Here is an 18,130-nt window from a genome sequence, read left to right as displayed (position 1 = left end):
TCGTTATGTTTATTAATATTAAGAAAATTTAAATGTTTAAATATATTTTATTGATTGTGGCTATAGCAACTATTAGCACTGCACAAGCACAGAATACAATCAAAGTCCATATTAAAGATGCTGAAACTAATCAGCCTGTAAATGCTGTCACAGCTAAAATTGAGAAAACGAATTTAGTATCTACATCTGATGCAAATGGAGTTGTTATTTTTAAAAACCTTCCAGAAGGTATTTATACAGTATCTTTCTCTATTGAAGACTATAGCAAACACATTGCATCGTTTACAATACCTTTTGTTGGCGAATTTTTAGAAGTTTTGTTACAAAGTGAAGCTGAAGAAATGGATGAAATTGTTATCACTTCAACCAGAGGAACCAGAAGTATTAGTAACATTCCTAGTAGAGTGGAATTTATAGCTGGAGAAGAATTAGAAGAAAAAGCAAACATGAAGCCAGGCGATATCCGAATGATGCTAAATGAAAGTACCGGTATACAAACGCAGCAAACATCTGCCACTTCAGGAAATTCATCTATTAGAATTCAAGGATTAGACGGAAGATACACTCAAATATTAAAAGATGGTTTTCCTGTTTTTTCTGGAGCTTCAAGCGGGCTGGGATTACTACAAACACCACCTTTAGATTTGAAACAAGTGGAAATAATTAAAGGATCCGCTTCTACTTTATATGGTGGTGGAGCAATTGCCGGTTTAGTTAATCTTATTTCTAAAACCCCATCAGAAGAAAGAGAATTACGCTTTCTACTTAATGGAACTTCTGCTCTTGGATTGGATATTAATGGGTTTTATTCGCAAAGATTCAATAAAATTGGATTGACCGTTTTTGCATCACATGATCGAAACGCTCCTTATGATCCTGCGGATATTAAGCTTACTGCTATCCCCAAGTTTGAACGTTTTAATTTTAATCCAAAATTATTTGTCTACTTTAATGAGAATACAAATCTTGACTTTGGTATCAATACGGTATTTGAAAATCGAATTGGTGGAAACATAGATTATATCAAAGATGAAAGTAGCTATCCAAACAGTTATTTTGAAAAGAATAAAACACAAAGAATAAGCACGCAGTTCACTATTACACATAAATTCAATGAAAATGCATCAGTAATATTCAAAAATAGCTTTAACAATTTTAACCGTGTCGTTACTATTCCAGATTATATTTTTGACGGGTTGCAGAACAGTACGTTTTCAGAACTTGCCTATTCTTATAAGAGCGTAATCTCTGAATGGGTTGCGGGAGCTAACTTATATACTGATAATTTTAAAGAAGACGGTAACACTACTTTTCCTTTGCGAGATTACAATCAAATAACGTACGGCGCTTTTGTCCAAAACACTATAAAAGCGAACCATTGGCTGGATATAGAAACAGGGCTTAGAGGTGATTATGTTGTTGATTATGGCTTTTCTCTTTTACCACGAGTTTCAGGTTTATTTAAAATCAATAATCAACTTACTTCTAGAATTGGTGGAGGATTGGGTTATAAAACACCAACCATATTTACTGAAGAAAGCGAACGAATTCAATACCAAAATGTACGCCCTATAGATAGCGATTTTAATACCCTAGAAAAGAGTTATGGCGTGAATTTCGATATTAATTATAAGACTTATATAACTAATGATATATCATTATCTGTCAATCAGTTATTCTTTTTTACTAATGTTGACAATCCACTTGTATTAACCCCTTTTTCGGATGACAGCTATCAGTTCGTCAACATTGACGGTTATTTAAATACAAAAGGAACAGAAACAAATGTAAAATTGGGATATAAGGATTTTAAATTATTTCTTGGTTACACCTACACCAATGCATCGATAGATGATTCTGGTATAAAATCTGAAAATCCATTAACGTCTAAACACCGTTTAAATAATGTTTTGATGTATGAAGTAGAAGATCAATGGAAAGTAGGATTAGAAGGATATTATTATAGCCCACAAAAATTAAACAATGGCACTACAGCAAGAGAGTATTGGATTTTCGGTTTAATGATCGAAAAGTTATGGGAGAATTTTTCAGTTTATTGCAATTTTGAAAACTATACAGATACAAGACAAACCAAATTTGGTAGTATATACACCGGAACAATTTCAAATCCTGTTTTCAAAGACATCTATGCTCCATTAGACGGATTTGTAGTAAATGCGGGAATTAAAATAAAAATTTAAAATTCATAAATCATTAACCTCGATATTTTTGGGATTGATCCTTAAAAAAATCATACGGTGTTAGTATAAAATAGAAAAACTCCATTATAAATAATGGAGTTTTCTTTGGGTACTGAGGGGTTCGCCCCCCGACCTCTTTCGATGTCATCGGAATGCTCCGAAGAAGCAGAGATAATCTTATTTTGAAATTAATTCCAGTATTTTAATTTTACTTTTCCAAGATTTAATTTGTGCTTCCCTGTGACTAGCTTGTTGTTTTGTATCGTGCTTTTCAATATATAACACCTTACAGTCATTTACATTAGCTGTAAAATCTTTGCTCTTGTGATTATATCGAATTATTCGTTCTTCTAAATTAGCTGTGAAACCAGTATAATATCGATTTTTTGTTTCGCTAAAAAGAATGTAAACTATAAATTCCATAAAATACGTTACAAAAAAAAACTTCTCAATTTCTTGAGAAGTTTTGTGGGCAATGAGGGGTTCGAACCCCCGACCCCCTCGGTGTAAACGAGGTGCTCTGAACCAGCTGAGCTAATTGCCCTAATTTGCAATTCGAATAATCTCTCATCCGTTTTCGCTGGTGCAAATATACATTTAGAATTTGTATTTACAAGCAAAAAATAAAAATAAATTAATAATAATTTTGCCCTAATCCCTTTCGTACTGCAAGACAGCGAGTTAATAGAAATACTCATAGTCACTATTTTTTTGTAATGAATCACTATAGTATTACATTTGCATCATAAACAGCAAATAATGGCAAGGTTCAAAGAAAATGATTTACCTAAATCAAAAATTACTGCAAGTTCTCTCAATAAAGCAACTCTTATATTCAAATATGCAGAAAATCATCGTTGGAAGTTTTATGTAGGATTAGTTTTTTTATTATTTACTGGAGCCACGGCTTTGGCTTTTCCTAAATTGATGGGAATGTTAATTGACAGTGTAAAGAATAAAAGTTACACTGATGCCAATAATATTGCTTTAATGCTGATTGGTATTCTTTTTATGCAATCCATTTTTTCGTTTTTTAGATTATCAATGTTTATTAATTTTACGGAACATACATTGGCCAATCTTAGACTATCCTTATACAGCAACCTAGTGAAGCTGCCCATGTCTTTCTTTTCGCAAAAGCGTGTTGGTGAACTAAACAGTAGAATCAGTTCAGACATTACACAGATTCAGGATACTTTAACTTCTACCATTGCTGAATTCTTAAGACAACTAATTTTAATTGTAGGTGGAGTGGCACTATTGGCAACCGAAAGCATCAAGTTAACTTTATTAATGTTATCAGTCGTTCCATTAGTAGCTGTGGCAGCGGTTGTTTTTGGTCGGTTTATTCGAAAATTTTCAAAAAGTGTTCAGGATCAGGTAGCAGAAAGTCAAGTTATCGTTGAGGAAACGATGCAGGGAATTAGTATCGTGAAGGCTTTCGCAAATGAATGGTATGAAATTGCCCGTTATGACGGAAAAATAAAAGAAGTGGTGAAGTTAGCCATCAAAGGCGGGAAATACAGAGGGTACTTTGCTTCCTTTATCATCTTTTGTCTTTTTGGAGCCATCGTAGCCGTAGTTTGGTTTGGTGTTCGATTGAGCATTAGTGGAGAAATGAGTGTGGGACAATTGATCTCATTTGTACTGTATTCTACGTTTGTAGGAGCTTCTTTTGGAGGAATTGCCGAATTGTATGCCCAAATCCAAAAAGCTATTGGAGCTACGGAGCGTGTTTTTGAATTATTGGAGGAAACTCCGGAAAAAATCAACTCAAAGCAAAATGCTTCTTCGCTTGAAAAAATAAGAGGAAATGTTACATTTAAAAATGTAGCCTTCAGTTATCCGTCAAGAAAGGAAATAAAAGTATTGAAGGACGTAAATTTTACGGCAAATTTTGGTCAAAAAATCGCCATTGTTGGACCTAGCGGAACCGGGAAATCAACTATTGCCTCGTTATTATTGCGTTTTTATGATATTGATTCAGGTGAAATATTAATAGACGGAAAAAACATCTATGATTTCGAATTAGAAAACCTTCGTGGTAATATGAGTATTGTTCCCCAGGACGTGATTTTATTTGGAGGAACCATTAAAGAAAATATCGCTTACGGAAAACCTGATGCCACAGAAGAGGAAATTCTTTTGGCAGCAAAACAAGCGAATGCCTTTAATTTTATTGAAGGATTTCCTGAAAAATTTGAAACCATTGTGGGAGAAAGAGGAATTAAACTCTCCGGAGGTCAAAGGCAACGTATTGCGATTGCCAGAGCACTACTTAAAAATCCAAGCATATTGATACTTGATGAAGCTACATCTTCACTAGACAGTGAAAGTGAAAGATTAGTACAGGAAGCTTTGGAGATTTTGATGCAAGGAAGAACAAGTATCATTATCGCCCACCGTCTCTCGACCATACGTAGTGCCGATAAAATATTAGTACTTGACAATGGTGAAATAACAGAACAAGGTACGCATCAAGAACTAATGACTTTAGAAAATGGAAAATATAAAAACTTGAGTAATTTACAATTCAGTAATTCTTAAATAAACACAACTAATGAACCAAAAATTAACTAAAACAGCTGCCCTACTCTTTTTGCTGTTTTTAAAACCTGTTGTCTTCCAAGCGCAAGAAACAAAAAGTCCTTTCAAAGTAAACTTATCTGAAGATGGGAAAAGATATATTAAATTTGGTGCGAACTTTCAATTGTGGGGACGGTACACAGAATTAAATCCAAATAGTAAAATAGGAGATAATGTTGTCTCACAATCTACTGATATTGTCGTTAGACGATTGCGTATTCAAGCTATGGGAATGCTTACTGATAAAGTGTTTTTTCATATTCAAACAGGGCAAAATAATATTAATTTCACTCAAAATTCGGGTCCATCAAACGCGCCGTTATCTATTTTAGATGCTATAGGGGAATACCATTTTAATAATCAATTTCACCTTGGCGGAGGATTAACAGCTTGGGGTGCTGGTACTACCCGATATTCAGCTAATAGTTCTTCTTCTCAACTTACACTCGATGCTCCTATTTATCAACAAAACATGAATATTTCTAGTACTTTCGGCAATAGAAATTTAAGTATTTATGCTAAAGGATTGTTGTTTAATAAATTAAGTTATCGGGCTGCTATCACAAATCCGTATCGCAACGCAACTAGCTCTTTAAATTTAAATTCAACAATAAGCACTCATACACCTAGGGCACAATATGCTGGAATGTTAACTTATGCTTTTGCAGATGTAGAATCCAATACTGAGGCTTATAATAAAGGAACATATTTAGGTACAAAAAAAATATTTAATATAGCCATAGGGTATTTAAAGCAGGCAAAAGCAATGTGGAGAGTAAATCCTAATGATGCTACAGCGATTTTATACGACGATATGAATATTTTAGGTTTAGATGTTTTTTATGACAAACCAATTAGTGCTAAAGGTGACGCCCTAACGCTATACGCGGCGTACAATAATAGTAATTTCGGAAAAAACTATACTAGAAGTATTTCTACTCCAGACCCAGCTATTGTAGATGGATCTCTTGTAAACGGTTCTGGTAATGGATTCATTGGCGTTGGTACTGGAAATATATATTACGGACAAGTAGGATATTTGTTTGTAAAGCCTACAAATCCAGCTACAAAAGGAAGACTACAAGTTTATGCAGCGGGACAAATTGCCGACCTTGATGCATTAAATAATCCAATGAGTCTGTATGAATTAGGAGCAAATTATTACCTAACTGGCACTTTAGGTCCTAAATTAAGTTTAGGCTACCAAAATAGAGCCATTTTCGAAAAAACAGGTATTCAATACCCTCAAAGTGATCGTAAAAGTATGTTAGTCCTACAGTTTCAGATTTCTTTCTAAGGTGAAACTATTGTAAAATAAAAAAAGGTTTCGTTGTACTGTACTGACGAAACCTTTTTTATTCCTTGCAGAAACTGCTTATTCTTTTTTCCTTCTTTTTTGCTCTGCCTTTATTAATCCTAACTCACGATTAGTTTGTCCGGCCACTGAGGTGTTTTCCTCAGCACGACGAATCAAGTACGGCATCACGTCTTTTACCGGACCAAAAGGTAAATATTTTGCAATATTATAATTATGATCGGCTAGATTATAACTAATATTGTCACTCATACCGTAAAGTTGGCCAAGCCATATTCTTTCATCTTTAGTGTCTATTCCTTTTGACTTCATATGATCTATCAAATTATAAGTACTTTCTTCATTATGAGTACCTAAAAAGATAGACATTCCGTCTAAATGATCAACCATATAATCTACTGCAGCATCATAGTTAGCATCTGTAGCCTCCTTTGATGCACAAATTGGTGTTGGATACCCTTTTTCTTTAGCCCTAGCATGTTCTTTTTCCATGTAAGCGCCACGAACTAACTTCATTCCAATAATAAACCCTTCCTTCTTTGCCACTTCATGCAACTTTTTCAAATAATCCAAACGATCCCAACGATACAATTGCAATGTATTGAAAACAATTGGCTTCTCTTTATTGTACTTACGCATCATATTAGTAACCAATTCGTCAGCTGCATCTTGCATCCAACTCTCTTCTCCGTCAATAAGTAACGATACATTATTTTTATAAGCTTCACTGCAAACCAAATCAAAACGAGCAACAACTTTATCCCACTCCTCTTGTTCTTCCGCAGTTAACTTCTGTTTTTCTCCTAATTTTTCATACAATTCAAAACGTCCAAACCCTGTTGGCTTAAAAACTGCAAACGGTATTGATTGACGCTCTTTGGCAAAATCTATGGTTTTTAAAGTCATTTTCATTGCAGCATCAAACTGATGCTCATCCTCTTTTCCTTCCACTGAATAATCCAATACAGAAGAAACTCCTTTTGTTTGCATTTTATCCACAACAGATAGGCAATCTTTTACATTAATACCTCCGCAGAAATGATCAAAAACAGTGGCACGTATTAATCCTTCCACCGGAAGATTAAGATTTAATGCGAAATTAGTAACCGCCGATCCTATTTTGACCAATGGCTCGATGGAAATCATTTTAAAAAGAAAGTAAGCTCTATCAAGTTCTGTATCGCTTTTTAATGCAAAGGCCACTTCTGTATTATCGAATATTTTTTCCATGTTGCTAATTTCGTAATTATTATAACTTCTATGTAGCAAAAATAAAAAAAACCTGTGGATTAAAACCCATATTTTAGTATTAAATATAAATTTAATATTTCATTGTAAATACCACTATTGACATGTGGCACAAGTGTGTATGACTTGCAATTAGATATTGTTAATTGGTGGCTTGCTGATTAATGTTTCCTAACGATAGCCTTCTGATCGGAAGGAAATAATTGTTTCACCAAAATATTGTTGAGATTCAAGTAATACAATTTGGAAATGCTTTAAAATACGACAGCATTGCTATCCTATAAGAAAGCATTAAAAACAGAACTTGGTAATCTGATTTATGTGCAAAATATAGGAATCTGTTATTACAACCTAAAAGAATATAATAATGCCATTACCTATTTAAAAAAAGCTTTAGATGGCCCCAATCTTAATGATGGAAAGTCTGAGTATCTATTAAGGTTAAGCTACTTTCCGATAAAAAATAATGAAGAGGGCCGTAATTATCTAAACTTGGCTAAAAATAAAAATTATAGTAATGCTGCTGATATTGTTATGCAAAATTGTAATTAAACGAGCTATTTTAATCTCAGCTAACTAATCTACAATTAAATATATTTTATATTTTTTGTTATATTTATTTCGAAATATGGGCTGTCTATTGAATAGAATTAAGCAAAAAATACCTTATTTTGCACTTTCAATTAATCCAAAAAGATGCAAACGATTCAAGCAAGTAATTATCCAATTTATTTTAATGAAAAAGGATATGAAGCGCTAAACCTTCATTTAAAAGAAAACAAGTATTCTAACTTGTTCATAATAGTAGACAGCAATACTAATGAACTGTGTTTACCAATATTCCTACCTTATTTAGAAACGGAACTAACTATCGAAATTATCGAATTTGAAGCAGGTGAAGAAAATAAAAACATTGAGACTTGCGTCCAAATATGGAATGTTTTAACCGAGCTTGGTGCTGACAGGAAAAGTCTTGTCATAAATCTTGGTGGCGGTGTTGTTACTGATTTAGGTGGTTTTGTAGCCTCAACCTTCAAACGAGGAATCGATTTTATTAATATCCCATCTACCCTGCTTTCAATGGTTGATGCTTCCGTAGGTGGAAAAAACGGAGTTGATCTAGGTAATTTAAAAAATCAAATTGGTGTTTTCAACCTACCGACAATGGTAATAATAGATACCGATTATTTAGAGACGCTTCCGCAAAATGAAATGCGTTCTGGTCTTGCCGAAATGCTAAAACATGGTTTAATCTTTGACAAAGCATATTGGGAACAATTTCTAGACTTAAAAGCGATTGACTTTGCTGACTTTGACGAACTCATTTACCGTTCCGTTGTAATTAAGAACGAAATAGTAACATTAGACCCCACTGAAAAAAATATTAGGAAATCACTAAACTTCGGACATACACTCGGTCATGCCATTGAAAGTTATTTTCTTGAGAATGAAAATAAAACTACCTTATTACATGGTGAAGCCATTGCTGTAGGGATGATTTTAGAAAGCTATATCTCTTTCGACAAGGAATTAATAAGTGCAAGCGAGTATATTCAAATTAAAACGACAATAAAATCAATCTTTGATGATATCGTGTTTCTTGAAAATGACATAGAACCCATACTAGAATTGCTCATTCATGACAAGAAAAATGAATATGGCACCATACAATTTGCCCTAATAGAAGGTATTGGTAAAATAAAAATAAATCAATCTGTTGAAAATGAATTAATTCTTAAAGCATTTAACGATTATAAATCTTAAATATTTTTTAGCCAAAAGGATTGGATTACGTATATATTATTTTTTACATTTGCCACAATGAAAAACAATCAAAAACAAGGAAATTATAGTTCAAATGAGAACCGAAACAATAAATCTTTTTTAAGGATATTGAGACGTTTTTATTCGATTAAAAAATATTTTTGTTTTGATCAGTCGAACCATTTAAAAGTAGATCACGAAAAACTTCAGATTATTTATGCAAATATTAGAGTTTGAAAATTAGTTTAATTCTAATATACCAATTTGATTAATCTGCAATACTAAAAGCTACATGAATACAAAATATTCCGATCTAATAAATCAAACATATTACTTTCCACAAGAAGAATTTACATTAAACAAAGACAATCTAAAGTTTCACAATATTGATTTGATGAAACTCGTTGAAGAATATGGTACTCCATTAAAATTCACATATTTACCTCAAATTTCAAATAACATTAACAAAGCCAAAAACTGGTTTCGTAAATCGATGGAGAAAAATAAATACGAGGCAAAATACTATTACTGCTATTGTACAAAAAGCTCCCATTTTGAATTCATTATGAATGAAGCTTTTAAAAACAATATTCACGTTGAAACTTCTTCAGCTTTCGACATTAATATTGTTGAAAATTTAATGGCAAATGGTAAAATAAACAAAAGCACTTATGTTATTTGCAACGGTTTTAAAAGAGACCAGTACATTGAAAATATTGCAAGATTAATTAATAACGGGCATAAAAACACTATTCCAATTATTGATAATTATGAAGAGCTAGATCTACTTCAGGCAGAAATTAACGGGAAATTCAAAATTGGAATCCGTATTGCTGCTGAAGAAGAGCCAAAGTTTGAGTTTTACACTTCCCGTCTTGGAATTGGTTATAAAAACATTGTTAGTTTTTATAAAAAACAAATTCAGGATAATGATAGATTGGAACTTAAAATGTTGCATTTTTTCATCAATACAGGGATTAACGATACGGCTTACTACTGGAATGAGTTGGTAAAATGTATCAAAGTATACATCGCATTAAAAAAAGAATGCCCTACATTGGATGGTTTGAATATTGGTGGTGGATTTCCTATAAAAAATTCATTGGCTTTTGAATACGATTATCAATACATGATTGATGAAATTATCAATCAGATTAAAATTGCCTGCGATGAGGCTGAAGTTGACGTTCCAAACATCTTTACTGAATTTGGTTCTTTTACCGTAGGAGAAAGCGGAGGCGCTATTTATCAAATTTTGTATCAAAAGCAACAAAATGATAGAGAAAAATGGAACATGATTGACTCTTCTTTTATCACTACTTTACCTGATACTTGGGCAATCAACAAACGTTTTATTATGCTGGCAATTAACCGTTGGAATGAAACTTACGAACGAGTTTTATTGGGTGGTTTAACTTGTGATAGTGATGATTATTACAATTCTGAGCAAAATATGAATGCCATCTATTTACCAAAATACAATAAAGAAAAACCATTATATATTGGATTTTTTAATACCGGTGCTTATCAAGAAACTATTGGTGGATATGGTGGATTACATCACTGCTTGATTCCACAACCAAAACACATCTTAATCAACAGAGATGAAAATGGAATTATAGCAACCGAAGTATTCTCAGAACAACAAACAGCCGACGATGTATTAAAAATTTTAGGCTACGACAAAAAATAAATAATTAAATACACAATTAGTCAATTTAAAAATTATTATATTTGAATCTAACCATTCAAAGTATTGATTCTTAAATATTTAAACCAAATAAAATGAGTAAAGGACCTATAAGTCAGTTTATAGAAAAGCATTATTTGCATTTCAACTCTGCGGCTTTAGTAGATGCAGCAAAAGGCTACGAAGAGCAGCTTGCAAATGGAGCTAAAATGATGGTAACTCTTGCAGGAGCAATGAGTACTGCCGAAATCGGAAAGATTTTTGCAGAAATGATTCGTCAAGACAAAGTTCAAATTATATCTTGTACTGGTGCAAATTTAGAAGAAGATATCATGAACTTGGTAGCTCATTCACATTACGAAAGAGTGCCAAACTACCGTGATTTGACTCCAGAGCAAGAATGGGATTTACTTGAAAGAGGGTTAAATCGAGTAACAGATACTTGTATTCCTGAACATGAAGCATTCCGTCGTTTGCAAAAACATATTTACAAAATTTGGAAAGACGCAGATGATAAGGGAGAACGTTATTTACCGCATGAATTTATGTACAAAATGCTTTTATCAGGCGTTTTAGAAGAGTATTACGAAATCGATTTGAAAGATAGCTGGATGTATGCTGCAGCAGAAAAAAACTTACCGATTATCTGTCCAGGATGGGAAGATAGTACTATGGGAAATATTTTTGCTTCCTATGTCATTAAAGGAGATTTAAAAGTCTCTACGGTGAAATCTGGAATAGAATACATGACATTTTTAGCAGATTGGTATCCTAAAAATTCTGCTAATGGAGTTGGGTTTTTCCAGATCGGTGGTGGTATCGCCGGAGATTTCCCGATTTGCGTGGTTCCAATGCTGTACCAAGATATGGAAATGCCAGAAACACCTTTTTGGAGCTATTTCTGCCAAATTTCAGATTCTACTACCAGTTACGGTTCGTATTCTGGAGCTGTTCCGAATGAAAAAATTACTTGGGGTAAATTAGATATAAAAACGCCTAAGTTTATTATTGAATCTGATGCTACAATTGTGGCACCTCTTATTTTTGCTTATTTATTAGATCTATAGAATATCCTTATGAAAAGAGTAATTGTTGATTACGCAAAGCTTACTAACGAAATTTTAAACCTTTTAGTGGAAAAGTTTCCTGACGGTTATGATGATTCAAATATCGTTCGTTTTAGAAATGGTAAAAACGAATTGATTGAAGCAGTTGAAGTACGCACAGAAGACACTTTCTATTTAGTGAAAGTAAGTACTAAGTTAGCTGATCGAATTGAAAACTATGACGAAGACGAAGAAATCGATGATGTTATCGAACCGGTTATGCCAATGAAAGGAATGGGGATGAATGATGACATGGACGATGATGACGATGATGATGATGATGACGACCTTCACAATCGTGACAAACCAGACACTGATGACGATGATGAAGATTCAGATAAGTCTGATTATTCTGATGACGATGATGACGACGACGATGAAGATTAATTTCATCTAAAAAATACAAAAGGAACTCTTAATCGAGTTCCTTTTTTTTATCAGATCAAAAAATTATTTTTTTTTTATAATTTACATTGCATTAATACTAAAAGGCACTACTCCCTAAATGATTACATCCCAAATATTACATGACTCTTTAAAGGAAAATTTTGGTTTTGAAAAATTCAGAACGAATCAGGAGGAAATTATAAATACTATTTTGTCCGGTCATGATACCTTGGCCATTATGCCTACCGGTGGCGGAAAATCAATTTGTTTTCAATTGCCCGCACTTTTATTTCCCGGAATTACAATAGTAATATCACCGCTAATCGCTTTGATGAAAGACCAAGTGGACAGTTTAAAAGCAAATGGAATTCAAGCCTGTTTTATAAACAGCAGTCAAACGAGTGCTGAACAGCAATTACACATTGAAAACCTAAAGAACAATAAGGTAAAAATGGTTTATGTAGCTCCTGAGAGCTTATCCTATTTAGAAAATGCATTTAGCCAAATCACCGTAAGTCTTATCGCAATTGATGAAGCACATTGTATTTCTTCTTGGGGACATGACTTCAGACCTGCTTATATCAACCTAGGATATTTAAAAAAACGCTTCCCTTCTACTCCAATCTTAGCTTTAACTGCAACTGCCGATAAAGCTACACGTAAGGATATTAGCCAGCAATTAAACTTAATAAACCCAAAGTCGTTTATCTCTTCTTTTGATCGAAAAAACCTAAGTTTAGAAGTTCGTCCAGCACTCGACAGAGTCAAACAAATAATTGATTTTATAAGTGCTAAACCAATCGAATCTGGAATTATTTATTGCCTAAGTAGAAAGACAACGGAAGAACTTGCAGGAAAACTTAAAAAAGCGGGTATAAACGCAAAAGCATATCATGCCGGTTTTGACAGCGCTGTTCGATCGCAAACCCAAGACGACTTCATCAATGACGATTGCCAGGTAGTTTGCGCCACAATCGCTTTTGGTATGGGGATAGACAAATCAAATGTTCGATGGGTTATTCATTATAATCTACCCAAAAATATTGAAGGTTATTACCAGGAAATTGGACGAGCCGGTCGTGATGGTTTGCCCTCTGAAACTATTTTATTCGAAAGTTATGGAGATGTAATCCAACTGCAAAAATTTGCTTCTCAAGGCTTAAACGCAGAAGTGCAACTGGCGAAACTTGAAAGAATGAAACAGTATGCCGATGCCTTAAGTTGTCGCAGAAAAATATTACTGTCTTATTTTGGCGAACTGGTAACTGAAAATTGCGGTAATTGTGATATTTGTAAAAACCCACCTGAATTTTTTGACGGAACTGTAATCGCACAGAAAGCATTATCTGCCATTATTCGTTTGAAAGAATCGGAGCCGTTGCCGGTTATCATTGACTTCTTAAGGGGGTCCAAAAATGCTTATATATTCGAAAATGAATATCAAAATCTAAAAACCTATGCTATCGGTAGTGATATATCCTGGTACGACTGGAATCAGTATATCATTCAATTAATCAATCAAGGGCTTTGCGAAATTGCTTTTCACCGACAAAACAAAATTCGCCTGACCACATTAGCCCGTGAAGTTTTATTTGAAGGAGACAAAGTACAACTGACCACAGTTCAAAAAGTCAACACCGAAAAAACCGAACTTAAAGAAACCAAAAGCAAATCGGCAGCCAACTCTCTTTTTGAAACACTTCGCAAATTGCGTTATGAAATTTCTAAAGAGGAAAGTGTTCCTGCATATGTCATTTTCAGTGATGCTGCTTTACGCCAAATGGAAACAATACGACCAATGAGTGATGACGAATTCATTACTATTGACGGAGTAGGAAAAGCAAAACTCGAAAAATATGGGGACGCATTCATAAAAGCAATAATCGAATTTCAAAAAAAAAAAGTAGTAAAACCTAAAAAAGAGGCCGGTACATATAAAGAAACGTTACTACTATTTCAAAGTGGATTAACTACTCAGGAAATTGCGTTGAAACGCAAATTAGGTATTGGCACGATTATGTCTCATTTGGCGAAATTATATTTGGACGGAGAAACGATTGACTTATACCAATTTGTTTCTGAAGACGAAGTAAGTTTGATCGCTAACGCCAAATTACAATTAGAAAGTCCGACAACCTTAAAACCATATTATGACTACCTTGAAGAAAAAATACTGTACGACAAAATAAGATTGGCTTTGGCTATTATCGAAAAAGAAAGACGTAACAAATAACCTATTCATATGATTACTTCATTTCCACATTTTGTAAATCATCAGACAGAAATCCTAATCCTAGGAACAATGCCGGGTGTTGCATCTCTCGAAAAACAAGAGTACTATGCACACAAGAGAAATCATTTTTGGAAAATTATGTATACACTTTTCGATAATTTACCTATTTCAGAAATTTTCGCAGAAAAAATAAAACTCTTACAAATAAATAAATTGGGATTGTGGGATGTTTTAGAAAATTGTGAACGCAAAGGAAGTTTAGACGTCAATATAAAAAATCAAAAAGAAAATGATTTTGAAGCTTTGTTTAAGAAATACATCGGTATACACAAGATCATTTTTAACGGAAAGGAAAGTCACCGTTATTTCGTGAAAAAATTTGGACAAATAGAAGGCATCACGTATTATGTGATGCCTTCAACCAGTCCTGCGAATACAATGTCTATTGAAAACAAATTAAAAATCTGGTCTACTTGCTTCCAGTAATTTATAAATACCTTTCCTGAAATATTTTTTGATGATGCATTTGGTGGGCAATAGTCGTAAAACCAATAGCACGAACTGAAACGGGACTATTTGACGCCACCCCCATTCTAGTTAGCTGTTCCTCTGAAAAACTTTTAAAAAGAGCTATAGTAGATTGTCTCACTAACGCCATTTCTGTCAACAAACTCTGCAAGTTTCTTTCATTGGCATTGGTATTGTCAACATAATCATTTTCTTCAAAACTCGGCAAAGGCGTTTTGTCATTTCTAGAGATACGCATGGCGCGATAACTAAAAATACGTTCGGTATCTATCAGATGTTGAATAATCTCCTTGATGGTCCATTTTCCTTCCGCGTAACGGTAATCGAATTTGTCCATAGGAATATTCTGCACGAATTTGATAAAATCATGAAGACTTATTTCTAATTCTTCCATTAGAGTAACGTCTTTTAAAAGTTGAATATAGATCGCATATGATGGAGCGTATTCAGTAATTGGTAATTGGCTTGATTTCATTTTTCGTATGTTTATGCTGAGTTTCTACTTGCATTTGTGTTTCCAAAAAGGGAACGCATTACTATTTTTTCGTATACTTTTATTAAATTTTCATCGGGTACACTTTCTTTATTAAGTTCGTTTATTCTTAATAAAGCATATTGCTGTATTGTCAACAACGGCAGAACAATACGCTCTCTTATTTGAATAGATGCTTTACCGTCAGCATAGTTCTCCATAAGCTCCTTATGACCTGCTATTTTTAGTAATAATCGTTTAGATTCTAAAAATTCATCATAAATGATTTGCCAAAATTCGCCAAATTCAGGATCTTTTTTCATGTACGCTGTTAAAGGAAAAAAGGACTTGGCAATTGACATCATGCTATTCTCTAACAGTGTTTTGAAAAATAGAGAGTTATCATACAAATCCTGGACCTTGTCCCATTGTTCCGTATCTTCAAAATGTTTCAGTGCAGTACCTACCCCAAAAAATCCGGGAACATTTTGTTTCAACTGGCTCCAAGAACCCACAAAAGGAATTGCCCGTAAATCTTTGAAATCCAACTGTTCTGACTTACCTCTTTTTGAAGGTCGGCTTCCTATATTTGTTCTAGCATAATATTTCAATGTACTCATCTGCTCCAGATATGGAATAAACTTCGGGTGATTCTTAAAACTCAAATATTTTTTATATCCTAAATTGGCTAATTGCCCCATCACATTCTTTTCATCGACTGATAATTCATTCTTGTTTTTACTAAACACCTGATTTGTAACCCCGGCGCTCAATAAATTCTCCAAGTTGTAACGGCAGGAATCTAAAGTTCCAAAATTAGAACTAATCGTTTGTCCTTGAACAGTAATTTGAATTTCCTTATTTTCGATATTTGGGCCTAAAGAAGCATAAAACTTATGCGTTTTACCGCCACCACGTGCCGGCGGTCCGCCACGTCCATCAAAGAAGATCACTTTTATTCCATATTTTCTTGAAATCGCCGTAAGCGCTTCTTTGGCTTGATAAATACTCCAATTGGCCATTAAGTAACCGCCATCTTTTGTACCATCTGAGAAACCAAGCATAATCGTTTGCTTCATCTCTCTATTTTTCAAATGATTGGCATACATCGGATTTGTATACAGCTGCTCCATAATATTGTGAGCGTTCAGTAAATCCTCAACAGACTCAAATAACGGAACGACATCAACTGTTGGCTTTTCCCAATCACTTAAACGAATCATCGCAAAAGTTTCCAATACATTTAGCGCACTTTCGTTATTACTTATAATATAACGGTTAGCACCAAATTCTCCATTCTTTTCCTGAATAACCTTTATCGCTTGAATCGACTCGATAGTCGACTTTGTTATTTCGTTTTCAAAATCATGCGGATTAATATCCCCCTTAACATTAGACAAGACCTCAAATTTTTCTTTTTCTGTTAAATCATAATAGTTTTCGGGAAAATTGTTTGAGTTTGAATTTACATAATATTCATGAACGTCTTTAAAAACGCCATCATGTATTCTACTGTTTTGACGGATATCCAAAGTGGCAAAATGAAAACCAAATAGATTGACTTTAATAAGAAGCGCTTCCAGTTGATCTAAATATAAAGACTGATGCTGTTCTATAACAATTCTCTTTATCTTATTTAACTGTGCTTTAAACTCCTCTAAGGTGATATAAATCTCCCCTTTGGAATAAAAAACAGAACGGTAAAGTTTACGTTCAAGTTCGGACACCAAGACATCAACACCTGAGAAAGTTAGCTTTCTTTTTAAATTTCTAATTTCAATATAATAACACTTCAAGATTGAAGTTCTTAAACGCTCTGCCACATTTAAAGTAATATCAGTTGTTACAAACGGATTCCCATCACGATCTCCACCAGGCCAAAACCCTAGTTTTATCAATGCGTTTTGAATCGATTCACCATGGAAGACATTTTTTTGCAGGTAATGAACCATATCCCCTGACGTACTGTAAAACACATTCTCAAGATACCAAATTAAACTAACCGCTTCATCAAATGGATTTGGTTTCTCGTTTTTTATAAAAGGTGTTTTACCCAATTGAGCCAAAAGCTCTTTTATATTAAGTAAGTTATTTTCGCGTATCGCTTCTGTTAAATCATTAATAATACCCAAGACTGAACCAGGGTAAAACTGAGTGGGGTGAGCTGTTAAAACAGTTCTGACGTTAAAGTTTTCAAGAAAATCAATCAATTCTTCTCTCTTTCCTTTTGCATCTGCTTTTTCTTTGATATCTCGTAACGACCCCCTGCCCTCCATATTATTTACAATAGGAAAAGCGGCATCTTCTACTGCATCAAACAAAACGATTTGACGCTCGATATATTGGATAAAACGAAACATGATATCAATTTTCTCCCCTTCATCAATACTATGCGAATATTTATTCATGAAATAATCCACAATTTCTTTCGGAGTCTGCAGTTTTTTGAAACCACTCTCACAAACATCTGTAAACAAAGGAAGTAATGCCCCTGTATTGTCTATAGAGTCAAATGGCAAAGTAATAAATACGCTATTATAAATATTGTATTTAGAGAGGACGTTTTGATTAAAACGTTCGATTTTTGGTAGCGTGTACAT

General features: G+C 33.7%; 14 protein-coding genes and 1 tRNA gene. 10 read left to right on the top strand and 5 right to left on the bottom strand.

The features are described 5' to 3' along the window. Positions 1-32: 32 nt before the first annotated feature. Positions 33-2,201, top strand: a complete 2,169-nt coding sequence (locus CXF59_RS02600) for a TonB-dependent receptor domain-containing protein (protein ID WP_101136165.1) — start codon at positions 33-35, stop codon at positions 2,199-2,201. Between the two features lie 177 nt (positions 2,202-2,378). Here the strand turns inward: CXF59_RS02600 and CXF59_RS15655 are convergent, their stop codons facing one another. Together CXF59_RS15655 and CXF59_RS02590 are read right to left on the bottom strand one after the other, a co-directional pair. After that, a complete protein-coding gene (locus tag CXF59_RS15655) occupies positions 2,379-2,624 on the bottom strand; it encodes a GIY-YIG nuclease family protein (protein WP_101136164.1) in 246 nt (81 codons plus the stop codon). A gap of 46 nt (positions 2,625-2,670) precedes the next feature. After that, positions 2,671-2,745 (bottom strand) — tRNA-Val (locus tag CXF59_RS02590). Positions 2,746-2,960: 215 nt separating this feature from the next. On the opposite strand from CXF59_RS02590, the gene CXF59_RS02585 reads away from it, so the two are divergent. Both CXF59_RS02585 and CXF59_RS02580 read left to right on the top strand, forming a co-directional pair. Then, positions 2,961-4,748, top strand: a complete 1,788-nt coding sequence (locus CXF59_RS02585) for an ABC transporter ATP-binding protein (protein ID WP_101136163.1) — start codon at positions 2,961-2,963, stop codon at positions 4,746-4,748. A 13-nt stretch (positions 4,749-4,761) separates the two neighbouring features. Then, a complete protein-coding gene (locus CXF59_RS02580; RefSeq protein WP_101136162.1) occupies positions 4,762-6,084 on the top strand; it encodes a hypothetical protein in 1,323 nt (440 codons plus the stop codon). Positions 6,085-6,162: 78 nt separating this feature from the next. Here the strand turns inward: CXF59_RS02580 and CXF59_RS02575 are convergent, their stop codons facing one another. After that, on the bottom strand, positions 6,163-7,332 hold the full coding sequence (locus CXF59_RS02575; protein ID WP_101136161.1) for a proline dehydrogenase family protein: 1,170 nt from the start codon (positions 7,330-7,332) through the stop codon (positions 6,163-6,165). A 288-nt stretch (positions 7,333-7,620) separates the two neighbouring features. Here CXF59_RS02575 and CXF59_RS02570 point away from each other — a divergent pair, with 288 nt between their 5' ends. The 7 genes from CXF59_RS02570 (at position 7,621) to CXF59_RS02535 (ending at position 15,016) form a co-directional block, all read left to right on the top strand. Beyond that, the gene (locus tag CXF59_RS02570) at positions 7,621-7,902 is read left to right on the top strand and encodes a hypothetical protein (protein WP_101136160.1); all 282 of its coding nucleotides are present in this window, start codon (positions 7,621-7,623) and stop codon (positions 7,900-7,902) included. A gap of 144 nt (positions 7,903-8,046) precedes the next feature. Then, positions 8,047-9,114: a 3-dehydroquinate synthase gene (gene aroB / locus CXF59_RS02565; protein WP_101136159.1), complete on the top strand. Its 1,068-nt coding sequence runs from the start codon at positions 8,047-8,049 to the stop codon at positions 9,112-9,114. Positions 9,115-9,406: 292 nt separating this feature from the next. Continuing rightward, positions 9,407-10,807: an arginine decarboxylase gene (locus tag CXF59_RS02555; protein ID WP_101136157.1), complete on the top strand. Its 1,401-nt coding sequence runs from the start codon at positions 9,407-9,409 to the stop codon at positions 10,805-10,807. 92 nt (positions 10,808-10,899) lie between these two features. After that, positions 10,900-11,871 carry a deoxyhypusine synthase family protein gene (locus CXF59_RS02550; RefSeq protein WP_101136156.1) on the top strand — a complete coding sequence of 324 codons (972 nt, stop codon included), beginning with the start codon at positions 10,900-10,902 and terminating at the stop codon, positions 11,869-11,871. Between the two features lie 9 nt (positions 11,872-11,880). Beyond that, positions 11,881-12,297, top strand: a complete 417-nt coding sequence (locus CXF59_RS02545; protein ID WP_101136155.1) for a DNA primase — start codon at positions 11,881-11,883, stop codon at positions 12,295-12,297. A gap of 118 nt (positions 12,298-12,415) precedes the next feature. Then, positions 12,416-14,530: a DNA helicase RecQ gene (gene recQ / locus CXF59_RS02540; RefSeq protein ID WP_101136154.1), complete on the top strand. Its 2,115-nt coding sequence runs from the start codon at positions 12,416-12,418 to the stop codon at positions 14,528-14,530. Between the two features lie 9 nt (positions 14,531-14,539). Then, entirely contained in the window at positions 14,540-15,016 is a 477-nt protein-coding gene (locus CXF59_RS02535; RefSeq protein ID WP_101136153.1) for a DNA-deoxyinosine glycosylase, read from the top strand. A gap of 1 nt (position 15,017) precedes the next feature. On the opposite strand, the gene CXF59_RS02530 is transcribed toward CXF59_RS02535, so the two are convergent. Then, on the bottom strand, positions 15,018-15,533 hold the full coding sequence (locus CXF59_RS02530) for a DinB family protein (protein ID WP_101136152.1): 516 nt from the start codon (positions 15,531-15,533) through the stop codon (positions 15,018-15,020). 11 nt (positions 15,534-15,544) lie between these two features. Continuing rightward, positions 15,545-18,130, bottom strand: coding sequence for a phosphoenolpyruvate carboxylase (locus CXF59_RS02525; RefSeq protein ID WP_101136151.1), 2,586 nt, complete (start codon positions 18,128-18,130; stop codon positions 15,545-15,547).

The sequence above is a fragment of the Flavobacterium sp. ALD4 genome (assembly GCF_002836475.1).
Lineage (GTDB): Bacteria > Bacteroidota > Bacteroidia > Flavobacteriales > Flavobacteriaceae > Flavobacterium.
This window is presented reverse-complemented; position numbering and strand designations above follow the sequence as displayed.